General features: G+C 67.9%; 1 protein-coding gene. It reads right to left on the bottom strand.

The window, feature by feature from the left end:
- The coding region (locus tag G3I71_RS47595; protein ID WP_164325181.1) for a class I tRNA ligase family protein at positions 1-446 on the bottom strand (446 nt) is incomplete at both ends.

The following is a 446-nucleotide window of genomic DNA, read 5'->3' as shown; positions in this document are numbered from 1 at the left end:
AGCATCTCGCGGAGCAGGATCACGAGGCCGCGCGACGTCGAGAACTGCTTGCCCTCGACGTTGAGGAACTCGCTCGAGACCACCTCGGTCGGCAGGTTCAGCAGCCCGTACGGGCCGGGCGCGCCGCCCTTCGACCCGCGACCGGCGTAGCCGAGCAGCTCGGCCGGCCAGATCTGCGAGTGGAACGTGATGTTGTCCTTGCCCATGAAGTAGTACGAGCGCGCGTCCGTGTCGTTCCAGAACTGCCGCCACGCCTCGGGGTCGCCCGTGCGGCGCGCCCACTCGATCGACGCGGACAGGTACCCGATGACCGCGTCGAACCACACGTACAGGCGCTTGTTGGGGTTCTGCTCCCAGCCGTCGAGCGGCACCGGGATGCCCCAGTCGATGTCGCGCGTCATGGCGCGCGGACGCACGTCGTCGAGCAGGTTGAGCGAGAACTTCAG

The sequence above is a fragment of the Streptomyces sp. SID12501 genome (assembly GCF_010550245.1).
Taxonomy (GTDB): domain Bacteria; phylum Actinomycetota; class Actinomycetes; order Streptomycetales; family Streptomycetaceae; genus Streptomyces.
This window is presented reverse-complemented; position numbering and strand designations above follow the sequence as displayed.